The following is a 9,888-nucleotide window of genomic DNA, read 5'->3' as shown; positions in this document are numbered from 1 at the left end:
CGTAGGCTCGATCAAGGCTCGTGGTTCCTGTTCCGGACGAATGACTAGACACCACTCATCCAACAGGGCCACGAGCCCCTTCACCTTCTACGGCACGAGCTCACTTCCCGACGAACCGCGAAGAGCCCCTTTACTTCGACGGAGACGTGCACCTCGTTGCCGCATCTGGCCCGACTTGCACAGGCTTAGTGCCCCGGAGCGTTGATAGGCGGTAGCCGGTCCAGGATGGTGCGGGCGTCTGGAGTGATGGCTGGTGCTGCGGTGATGGCCTGGGAGCCAATGCGCACGGTGACGGTGCGGAGCGGCTTGGGTGTCCGGATGAGCTTCTTGATCGTGATTCCGGTGGCGTCCTGAAGATGGCGGGCGATCGCGAGGGCTGCGAACACGACGGTGAGGTGGGCCTCGATGGCTTCGCGCTGATAGTGGAAGACCGGCCGCGCGCGAAGGTCGGACTTGGTCATGCGGAAGGAGGCCTCGACCTGCCAGAGCTCGTGGTAGGCGCCGATCACAGCCGGCCCGGTCATCTTCTCGGGGTGGAGGTCGGTGACGTAGCCTTTCAGGCCAGCGAGCTGGCGGGCGCGGTCGATCGTGGCCTGGTCGAGGGCCTTCTCGGCTCCGGTGACCTTCAGGAACCTCGCCTTCTTCAAGGGCGCGCTGCCGGCGGCGATCCGCTCGGCCTTCTCGACCATCAGGTTGATGGTGCGCCGGTCGCGCTTGGCCCGCTTGAAGGAGTACTGGTAGACGATCCGCCGCTCCCGGGCGTCCTTGCCGGTTCCCATGGTGCGGGTGGACTCCAGGATCTGTCCGTCCTCGAAGTAGTCGCCGTGGCGTTCGAAGTGCTCGGCGAGGTCGTAGGGGGCCTTGGTGAGGCGGGAGCCGACGATGAAGGAGAACCCGGCGTCCTCGAGCGCGTTCAGGTTCGCCGCCGACAGCATGCCGGCGTCGGCGACGACGACCATGTCGGTGACGCCATGCCTCTCCTGGAAGGCCTTCAGTACGGGGACAAGAGTGGTGGTCTCCGCTTTGTTCCCCTCGAACAGGTGCACCTCCAGCGGGAACCCGGCTGGGTCCACGAGGAGCCCGACCTGGACCTGCGGATCGACGCGGTGCTCCTTGCTCATCCCGACCTTTCGGAGCTCGTCCTCGTCCTCGTTCTCGAAGTGCAGGGTCGTTACGTCGTATAGGACCATCGCGGAGGTCCCGCCGGTGCGCGCGGAATGGGCCAGGCACGCCTTGGCCAGGGTGTCTCGGTAGTCCCTGGCCTGGCAGCGCTTCAGCGCTGCCGTCAACGTGTTGCGGTGCGGGGCCGCGACCCCGAGGTCCTCGAGGATGCCGACGGTGGCCAGCTTCGAGGCCGGCTCGACGAGCCGTGCCAGCACCATCGACTTGAACGCCGCATCCCCTAGGGCATCGAAGCCGAGCAGGGAGTAGGCGCCGGAGAGCACGTCCCAGAGCACCTCGCACCGGGTCCCGGCGACGACAGCGGACGGCGCCGAGGCTTCCGGCTCCGCGGCGACAGAGTTAAGGCCGAGGTCGAAGACCTGCTGGCCTGCATTCAGGCGCTCCTGCCCGGCGCGGACCAAGGCTGCGACGCCCGTCTCGTCGTGGGCGGAACCGAGATGCTCGAGGATCCGCCGGACACCGGAGCGCTTCTCCACGATCTGCACAGCGGTCGCGCCCGAGCCTGTCTTCACCTTCCGGATGTAGGGAGACACCACAGAAGGCTACAGATTAGTGCCCCAAATCAGCACCCGACCCCAGGCTGACCTGCGCAAACACTCCAGGAGGCCTCGGACCTGTGCAAGTCGGGAGCTTCTGCTCTGGCGTCATGTGGTCATCGTCCTGACGTACTCAAGATCAGGAGATGTGCTCTGCCGGTGCTAAGGTCACGTGGCCGAGATTACGACAGTGCTCGCATACGCAGAAGTCCCAGACGTCCTTGCGCTCGTCGGAGATCAGAGCCTTTACTTCGACGGAGACGTGCACCTCGTTGCCGCATCTGGGGCAGATGGAGCTACTCGCGGTGGCGAGGCTACTCCAGTCACGTCACGGCGGAAAGATCGAGAATGGTGACTGACGGTCTGCCCGCTAGACGGCCGACCAACGCGCCCTGCGGTCTGCTCCACCGTCACTCGACAGCCCCGACTGACCGGAGACGCGTTTACCCCGCGCGATGAGATGCACGGTGAGCGCACGACAAGCGCTACAGCCGACTCACTGGCACAGCACCCCGGACTGGTCTCGAATCAAGCCGTCACTCTGGTCCTCGTTCGGGTTGACATAGCCAACCCCGGCGGGACCCAGATCGCTCCCGCTGATCCGCCACAGCGCGGCCGCACCGGCCCCGCTGCGCCACGAGACCCGGTCGGATGACAGACCTTGATAATGTGTTGACAGGAAGCGTGCATTTTCTTGATTGTTCATGTCGTGAATCGGGCAGCACCCGTGTGGGCTACGGATTGTGGGCCGTTTCGACAGGAACAACGGAAAGGAAAGCACCATGCGGAAGGCAGCAGTCGCACTCGCTGCAGACTGGCCCTGGGCGCCGTCTCCGCCGCGGGCCCTGCGTTCGCCGACCAGCCCGGCCCCGGCGACACCCAGTGCGTCCCGGGACAGAACGGCAACCCCCACCCGGGATTCAAGGCCGGCGTCTGCGACCACCGGTAGCAGCCCCATGCTGGAGCAGCAGCGGGAGTTTCGATCATGGGGGCTCCCGCGGCCGCTCCCGCCCCAGGCGCCCGCACGACAGCAGCCCCCCGCCTCCCGGGTCCTCCCGCCTCGGCGGGAGGACCGTCCAACGCAAGCACCTCCGATCCAGGGAGACATCGTGTTCAAACGGATCCTCGGCCTCGTAGCCGCCCTCTCAGCAGCCCTTCTCCTCTCCACCACCCCCGCCTCGGCGGCGGTCGGGAACGCTCACTTCGTCAACGGCGGCACCGACGCCGCAGCCTCCGGCTCTAGCCTCGTGGTGCACTTCAAGGAGGCCGGCCTGGCCTCGGGCTCGACCGAGTACATCACCACCACGGCCGACGCCAGCGTGACCTACGAATGCGTCAACGGCGGCAGCCACAACCCCTCGGCCTCGAACAAGACCACCACCCAGACCACAGTCACCGCACCGCCGCAGCCCTTCACCGCCGACAAGAACGGCAACGTCACCGGCACCCAGACCCTCTCCGTGCCCACCGCCCAGAGCCTCGGCTTCAGCTGCCCCAAGGGCCAGACCATGACCCTGGTCTCCGTCGCCTACACCGGCGTCACGCTCACCGATACGACCTCCGGCGCCACCACCGCGTTCACCGGCCCCTATACCTACACCAACCTCTCAGCACCCTGACCCGAGCCCGACCCCTTCCAAGGCCCCCGCCGGTGCTGAGAGCGAGCCGCTGCCAGCACCACCCGGGGCCTTCCCCGCCCCACGGCGCACGGGATTCCGAGTTCTGTGCGAGGACTTCCGCAGGTTCGGCCCAGATCTGCCGCTGCCGGGCCTGGGCGGAAATACGCTTATGCGAAGAGCCGCACGCCCAGCCAAGCCTGGCGCGGTTCCCCCAGGCACCCCGGGGCCCCCGAGCCCGCACCTGTGAAAGGCACTCCTGTGAGCACTCCGACGATCATCCCCGTGCACGCGTCCCCGGAGGGGGCCGGGACAGCCGGCCTGTCCCGGCGGCTGGCGGCGGCGAAGAAGGCCTACACGACCCGCTTCCTGTCCGAGGCGCTGGACGCCGACCCGTCCGGGTACCGGCTCCTCACCGGCCCGGACGTCGTCCCCGTCGCGGGGGACATCGTCCTGACCCGGGTCGAACGGATCGGCCAGCTCCCGCGGCTGGAGAGCCCGGTCTCGCGCCGGCAGGCGCTCTTCGTCGGCGACGAGGTCCTCTTGGCGTACGCCAACCGGTACGCCCCGGACCAGGTCCTGGCCGAGGTCCCTGCCGGCCTCGGTCCCTGCCACCTCATCGCCGCAGGCGGCCTGGCCGGGGTGGTCACCGCCAGCCACGGCACCGTGGGCCGGCCGACCCAGCTGGCCCCGCTCGGGCTGCTCGCCGACGCCCAGGGCCGGCTGAACCTGGCCCGCTTCGCGCCCCGGGCCCTCGACCCCCAGGCCCCGCCCCGGGTCCGTCCCCACGTGGTCGCCGTGCTGGGCACGTCCATGAACTCGGGCAAGTCCACCGCCGCGGCGTGCCTGGTCAGGGGCCTGACCAGCGCCGGGCTGCGCGTGGCGGCCGGGAAGATCACCGGCACCGGGGCCGGCGGCGACCCGCGCCTGTTCCAGGACGCCGGCGCCGTCCAGGTCCTGGACTTCACCGACTACGGCTACCCGACCACCTTCCGGCTCCAGGCCCCCGAGGTCCGCGCCCTGGCCGCGAGCATGGTCAGCGCCCTGGCCGAATCCGGCCCGGAGGCCATCGTGGTCGAGGTCGCCGACGGCCTCTACCAGGGCGAAACCCGGCAGCTGCTCAACGGCCCGCTCCTGCGCACCCTGGTCGACACCGTGCTGTTTGCGGCCGGGGACGCCGTCGGCGCCTGCGCCGGCGTCGGTGTGCTGCGTGCGGCCGGCCACGTCCCGGCCGCCGTGTCGGGCATGGTCACCGTCTCCCCCCTGGCCGCTGCCGAGGCCGCCGCGGAGCTGGACGTGCCCGTGATCGGCACCTACGACCTCGCCCGCGCCGAGACCGCGATGCGGCTCCTGGCCCCGGTCCCCGAATGAGCCGCCCGGCTCCCCGGGAGCAGGAGCCGGGGCTCCCGCGGTTCGCCGTCGCCGGACGCCGCGGGCGCCTGGCGGCCCTGGTGGGCATCGGCGTTGCGGTCGCGCTCCTGTCGGCCGGGACCGCGCGGCTGGTCTCCCTGCTCTCCGACGGGCCCGACCCGGCCGGCGCGGCCGTGCTGGTGGCCGGGCTCGTAGCCCTGGTCGGCGCCACGGCGGGCCTGCGCGTCCTCGAGCGGGGCGTGGCCGAGAGGCTCGGGCAGGACTACGTGCACCAGATCCGCAAGGAGCTCATCCGCGGCGCCCTCGGCCCCGGCCGCGGCCCCTCCCTCGGGATCACCATCGCCCGGACCAGCAACGACCTCAACAGCGTGCGCAACTGGGTCACCCTCGGCATCGCCGCAGCCGTGTCCGGGGTGCCGCTGATCCTGGTGCTCACCGCTGCCCTGTGGGCCATGTCCCCCGCCCTGGCCCTGGCGGTCATGGGGCCGCTGCTCGCCGCCGTCCTCCTGCTGGCCGCACTCTCGCGCCCGACCTACGAGCGGGCGCGCGCCCTGAGGAAGGCCCGGGGACGCCTGGCAGGACAGGTCACCGACACCGTCAACGCCTCCACCGCGATCCGCGCCGCCGGCGGCGAGGAGCGCGAGCTCGGCCGGATCGACCGGCACGGCAGGGAGGTCGCCGACGCCGCCGTCCGGCGCGCCACCCTGGCCGGCTCCCTGCGGGCCAGCGCCATGGGCGCCGCCTCTACCGCCGCCGTCGCGGTCGCCGCTGTCGGGGCCTTCGCCGGCCTCGAACGGGGACTGGTCGCCGCGGCCCTGACCGTGGTCAGCATGATCTCCGGCCCCGTCCACGACCTCGGCCGGATCGTGGAGTACCGGCAGAGCTACCGTGCGGCCCGGCGCAGCATCGCCCCCGCACTCCCCCGCACCGCCCACCGTGCCGACCCCACCGATGCCATACTGGGCCCCGCCCCGGAGGGCCCCTGCGAGGTGGAGATCTCTGGACTCGAAGTCGGCGGCGCGTCGGTCCCCACGCTGTGTGCCCGGCCCGGCGAGACCGTCCTCCTGGACGGACTCTCCCACGCCGGAGCGGACGAGCTCTTCGAAGGGCTCCTGGGCGTCAGCCCCACGGACGGGGCGGTCATCTCGCTCGGCGGGATGGACCTGGGCAGCACCGGCCCGGCGGCGCGGCGCCGCTGCCTCGGCTACGCGGCCCGTGGCCTCCACCTCGAGCGCGGACAGCTGGTCCGCGCGGTCCGCTACCGTCACCCGGACGCGGACGACGCCCAGCTCGCCGATGCGAACCACCGGGCCGCACTGGGCACGACCATCGCCCGGCTGCCCAAGGGCGGGCTGACCGTCCTGCGCCGCGGCGGCGAGCCCCTCACCGTCCCGGAACGGGCCCGGGTCCAGCTCGCCCGCGCCATCCTCGGCAACCCGCCCCTGCTGCTGCTCAACCGCATCGACGCCGACCTCGACCCCCACGGCCTGACCGCCCTCCAGAGCATCATCGCCGACTACCCCGGCGTTGTCATCATCGCCACCGACAACCCCGCCGTCCTGCCCCCAGCCCACCAGCACTGGCATCCCGCGAGCAACCCGGAGCCCGTCCCGGTCCCCCAATGACGGGCCACTCCTCGGTGTCCCTCCTGGGCGAGACCGTGGCCGAGGCCGGCATCCCCTGCCCGGCTGCCGAGCCGGGCTCGAGGGGGAAGGGCTTTCCCGCTCTCCAGAAGCAGCTCCAGCCGGCAGCACCTCAAGGCTTCGATTCGGACAACGGCGGAAGGCGGCTTCCGTTATCCGCGTTTCGGCATCTGGCTCGCCCAGGCGTCGCTGGGTTAGGGGCGGCTTACAGGTTCCCTTTCCTTTCCTTCCTTCGGAGCCCTCTGACCCCGGCCGCACGGCGCCGGCCTCGGCTGCCCCGGAGGACACGGGCGCCGGCAATCGGCACCGCTCCCCCGAGGTGCTGGGGCGCGGCGAAGGGCAGCACAATATGCGCTATTCCCCCCTCCCAATGCCGGGCGGCGCGGGGTAGCGTCTGTCCCACCGCCCCCGAGCCGAGGAGAAGAGCCATGACCCAGCAGGTGACCGAAGTCTCGACCTGTTCCGTGGACAACTGCGCGTTCAACCACGAGCACGAGTGCAACGCCTACGCCATCACCGTCGCCGGCACCGCGGACCACGCCAGCTGCGGGACCTTCATCGACACCTCCTCCCTCGGAGGCCTGCCCAAGATCCTCGCCCACGTCGGAGCCTGCCAGCGCAACGAGTGCGTCCACAACGACCACCTCATGTGCAACGCCCACGACGTACGCGTCGGACCCGGCGCCGACGCCGCCGACTGCCTCACCTACGAACACCGCTGACACCCCCACCTCGCACCGGCCCTCCCGACACGTCCTGTGGAGCAGGGCGGCGGCTGCTCGGGGAACGCCGCCCCTGCCGCTGAAGCGCCTCGTCACGGGTGCGGTGTCCCGGCGAGCAGCTGCACGCACAGCAGTGTGCCGCCGACGATGAGCAGCGACAGCAGCACGGGCACGGCGAGGACAGCCGCCCTGCGCGGCCGCAAGCGCCCGAAACGGTCGGAGGCCCCTGTGGTGTCGTCCAGCCCGGGTCGGCGACGCGGCGCCGCCTCTACTCGAGGCGGGCCAGGAGCGTGATGCTCGTGACGCCGTACTTGGAGGACGCCTTCTGGGCCTGGCGGGAGAGGAACCTGTACGCCTCGTTCGGGCGGACCGTCTCGATGCGGAAACCGGCGGCCTTGATGAGGTCGAGAAACTGGTCCCGCTGGGTTGCGCCACCGATGCATGCCGCCCACAGGGAGGCGTCGCACGTGATGGATGGCGGCATCTCGCTCTGTGCGACGATGTCCGCGATCGCGAGGCGGCCACCCGGGCGCAGCGCCCGCGCTGCCGCAGCGAACGCGCGGGCCTTGTCCGGCACGAGGTTGATGACGCCGTTGGAGATGACGCAGTCGATGGTGCCGTCCTCTACGGCGGGTTCCTCGAGGCGGCCCTCGCGGAACTGAAGGTTCTCCGCGCCAGCCGCGAGCCGACGCGACTTCACGACCTGGGCGGCGGTCAGGTCCACGCCGACCACCGACCCTCCGGGGCCGACCGCCCGGGACGCCAGGAAGGAGTCCATGCCCGAGCCGCTGCCGAGGTCGAGCACCCGCTCGCCCAGCTGGAGGGCCGCCAGGTCATCGAAGTACCCCACACCGGCGAACGACTCGACGGCCTCGGCCGGCACACGGTCCAGATCCTGAGGTGGGTAGCCGAGGCGCTCGGCGAGGCCGCGGCCGGTCTCGAAATGGAATTCCTGCTGCGGAAAGCCGGCCACCCGCTCATAGACCGATTTGACCCGGGCTTCGAGGTCAACCGTGTCGAGCTGGGCTGGGATGGAGTCCATGGCGCCTCCTCGGGCGTCCGCGTCGGACCAACGCCCCTCCCCTCCCCACACCACATTCGACCACCGCGAAGGCCAGAAGTCACGTGCCCGCCATCACCTACACCTTTCTGGATAGGGATGCCCCTCCGGACGACGCTGAGGGCGTTGCCGGTGTCGTTGAGCAGGTCGCGGGTGTAGCACCGGCCGGTGGCTGCCGTTGGCTGGCCGTCGAGGAGCCAGCGGTACTGGGAGAGCCCGTCGGTGGGCCAGGAGACGGTGGCGCAGAGCTGGACCGAGGTGACGGGGTCGCCGCTGATGGTGACGATCTCGGTGCCGAACGCGGCCGCCGGCCGCGCGGGCAGCGCCACGAGCGCCGTGATGAAGCTGAGAAGCACGACGGCGGTGGCGAACCACCTGCGTGCGGGCGCGCCGAAGCGCGGGGACAGGACGTCCAAGGGGCCCCCAAGGGTGAGCGGCCGGGGGTGCGAGGCCCGGCGCGGATGATGTGACGAGGGCACTCTATCCCGGGTTGGTATTCTGCTTGGGACCGGCGAACGAAGGGGGATCCGTTGCCAGCCGCGCCCACGGAGACAGACGCGAGTCCTGACTCCGACTCTTCTGGAACTGCGCTCCGACGGCGCCGCCGTGCCCCGCGCCCCCGTGCCCGCGGGGGGCTCTTCGCCCTGCAGGTGGTCGGGGAGCTGGTCTGCACGGTCGGCGCGATCATCGTGCTCTTCGTGGTGTGGCAGCTGTGGTGGACGAACGTCGAGGCCGACGCACGCCAGGGCGCCGTGGTCCGCGAGTTCGTCCAGGACACGGCCACGCCGGACCCGGCCCCCTCCCCCACCGCCACCGCGGCGCCGAAGCCCGGCGACGGGCCGGCGCCGGTGCCCGACCAGCCGGGCAACCTCGCGGTCATCGGCGTCATGTACATCCCGCGGTTCGGGGAGGCGTATGCGCGGCCGGTGCTCGAGGGCACGGGCCGGGACGTCCTGGACACGCTCGGACTGGGCCACTACGGGTCGACGTCGATGCCGGGCGCGCCGGGGAACTTCGCCCTCGCCGGCCACCGCCAGACCCACGGCGCGGTGCTGGACAACATCGACCTGCTCGAGCCCGGCGACAAGATCTACCTGCAGACCAAGGACGCGTACTACACGTATGTGTTCCGCAGCAGCGAGATCGTGCTCCCGGACGCCCTCGACGTCCTGCTGCCGGTGCCGCACAAGCCGGGCGCGAAGCCGACGGAGAGCCTCCTGACCCTGACCACGTGCCACCCGCGCTACGGCTCGACGGAGCGGTTCATCGCCTATTCGACGCTCGACTCCTGGCGCCCGACGTCGGCCGGTCCCCCGCCCGAGATCGCCGCCACCGTGGCCGCCGCCCAGAAAGGCTGACGATGTACGCCTGGATCTTCCGGAACCTCCCCGGCCCGCTGTGGCTGCGCATCCTCACGAGCCTGCTCCTGGTGGCTGCGGCGCTGTTCCTGATGGTGCGATTCCTGTTCCCCTGGCTCGCTGATGTGACGCACGCAAGCGAGAACACGGTGGGGATGCTGTTCTTGTAATTGCTGGGTACGGAGTCGGTCTTCCCAACCCGGGCGTGGAACTCCGGGTCCCGATCTTGAGCAGGCCCGGGGTGAGGTACGGAACCATTGGTTGTGCTTTAGCGGCTCTTCGGATCTAAGCATGGTTCGGGGTTCTCCATGGGCGGTGGCCGCCGGCGGATAGCAGGCATCTGAGTCTGTAGTTTTCGAAGTTGCGGAAGCCGCGGGCGATGCGACGGGTGGTTTCGATG

At 70.6% G+C, this 9,888-nt stretch carries 10 protein-coding genes; 7 read left to right on the top strand and 3 right to left on the bottom strand.

Annotated features, from left to right (window positions below):
- Positions 1 to 185 precede the first annotated feature (185 nt).
- Together ACQ5BE_RS18865 and ACQ5BE_RS18860 are read right to left on the bottom strand one after the other, a co-directional pair.
- A complete protein-coding gene (locus tag ACQ5BE_RS18865) occupies positions 186 to 1,715 on the bottom strand; it encodes an IS1634 family transposase (protein WP_430298484.1) in 1,530 nt (509 codons plus the stop codon).
- A 499-nt stretch (positions 1,716 to 2,214) separates the two neighbouring features.
- The gene (locus tag ACQ5BE_RS18860; protein ID WP_430298483.1) at positions 2,215 to 2,424 is read right to left on the bottom strand and encodes a hypothetical protein; all 210 of its coding nucleotides are present in this window, start codon (positions 2,422 to 2,424) and stop codon (positions 2,215 to 2,217) included.
- A 403-nt stretch (positions 2,425 to 2,827) separates the two neighbouring features.
- On the opposite strand from ACQ5BE_RS18860, the gene ACQ5BE_RS18855 reads away from it, so the two are divergent.
- The 4 genes from ACQ5BE_RS18855 to ACQ5BE_RS18840 all read left to right on the top strand — a co-directional run bounded on the left by ACQ5BE_RS18855 (position 2,828) and on the right by ACQ5BE_RS18840 (position 7,070).
- A complete protein-coding gene (locus ACQ5BE_RS18855; protein WP_430298482.1) occupies positions 2,828 to 3,337 on the top strand; it encodes a hypothetical protein in 510 nt (169 codons plus the stop codon).
- A 258-nt stretch (positions 3,338 to 3,595) separates the two neighbouring features.
- A complete protein-coding gene (locus tag ACQ5BE_RS18850; RefSeq protein WP_430298481.1) occupies positions 3,596 to 4,705 on the top strand; it encodes a DUF1611 domain-containing protein in 1,110 nt (369 codons plus the stop codon).
- Complete coding sequence (locus ACQ5BE_RS18845) at positions 4,702 to 6,330, top strand: ABC transporter transmembrane domain-containing protein (RefSeq protein ID WP_430298480.1); 1,629 nt, start codon at positions 4,702 to 4,704, stop codon at positions 6,328 to 6,330. The genes ACQ5BE_RS18850 and ACQ5BE_RS18845 overlap by 4 nt, the downstream gene beginning before the upstream one ends.
- A gap of 446 nt (positions 6,331 to 6,776) precedes the next feature.
- Complete coding sequence (locus tag ACQ5BE_RS18840) at positions 6,777 to 7,070, top strand: DUF1540 domain-containing protein (protein WP_430298479.1); 294 nt, start codon at positions 6,777 to 6,779, stop codon at positions 7,068 to 7,070.
- Between the two features lie 268 nt (positions 7,071 to 7,338).
- Here the strand turns inward: ACQ5BE_RS18840 and ACQ5BE_RS18835 are convergent, their stop codons facing one another.
- Positions 7,339 to 8,112 carry a methyltransferase domain-containing protein gene (locus tag ACQ5BE_RS18835; RefSeq protein ID WP_430298478.1) on the bottom strand — a complete coding sequence of 258 codons (774 nt, stop codon included), beginning with the start codon at positions 8,110 to 8,112 and terminating at the stop codon, positions 7,339 to 7,341.
- A 186-nt stretch (positions 8,113 to 8,298) separates the two neighbouring features.
- Here ACQ5BE_RS18835 and ACQ5BE_RS18830 point away from each other — a divergent pair, with 186 nt between their 5' ends.
- The 3 genes from ACQ5BE_RS18830 (at position 8,299) to ACQ5BE_RS18820 (ending at position 9,658) form a co-directional block, all read left to right on the top strand.
- Positions 8,299 to 8,595, top strand: a complete 297-nt coding sequence (locus ACQ5BE_RS18830) for a hypothetical protein (RefSeq protein WP_430298477.1) — start codon at positions 8,299 to 8,301, stop codon at positions 8,593 to 8,595.
- Between the two features lie 65 nt (positions 8,596 to 8,660).
- Positions 8,661 to 9,488, top strand: a complete 828-nt coding sequence (locus tag ACQ5BE_RS18825) for a class E sortase (RefSeq protein WP_430298476.1) — start codon at positions 8,661 to 8,663, stop codon at positions 9,486 to 9,488.
- Positions 9,489 to 9,490: 2 nt separating this feature from the next.
- On the top strand, positions 9,491 to 9,658 hold the full coding sequence (locus ACQ5BE_RS18820; RefSeq protein WP_430298475.1) for a hypothetical protein: 168 nt from the start codon (positions 9,491 to 9,493) through the stop codon (positions 9,656 to 9,658).
- The last annotated feature ends 230 nt before the right edge of the window (positions 9,659 to 9,888 follow it).

It is taken from the genome of Sinomonas sp. B1-1, from assembly GCF_050474465.1.
GTDB classification, from domain to species: Bacteria; Actinomycetota; Actinomycetes; order Actinomycetales; family Micrococcaceae; genus Sinomonas; species Sinomonas flava.
This window is presented reverse-complemented; position numbering and strand designations above follow the sequence as displayed.

Excerpts from the sequence above, each read along its gene's own strand:
- ACQ5BE_RS18840 (WP_430298479.1), top strand. The coding sequence starts at position 6,777 with ATGACCCAGCAGGTGACCGAAGTCTCGACCTGTTCCGTGGACAACTGC.
- ACQ5BE_RS18845 (WP_430298480.1), top strand. The coding sequence starts at position 4,702 with ATGAGCCGCCCGGCTCCCCGGGAGCAGGAGCCGGGGCTCCCGCGGTTC.
- ACQ5BE_RS18860 (WP_430298483.1), bottom strand. The coding sequence starts at position 2,424 with ATGAACAATCAAGAAAATGCACGCTTCCTGTCAACACATTATCAAGGT.
- ACQ5BE_RS18820 (WP_430298475.1), top strand. The coding sequence starts at position 9,491 with ATGTACGCCTGGATCTTCCGGAACCTCCCCGGCCCGCTGTGGCTGCGC.
- ACQ5BE_RS18835 (WP_430298478.1), bottom strand. The coding sequence starts at position 8,112 with ATGGACTCCATCCCAGCCCAGCTCGACACGGTTGACCTCGAAGCCCGG.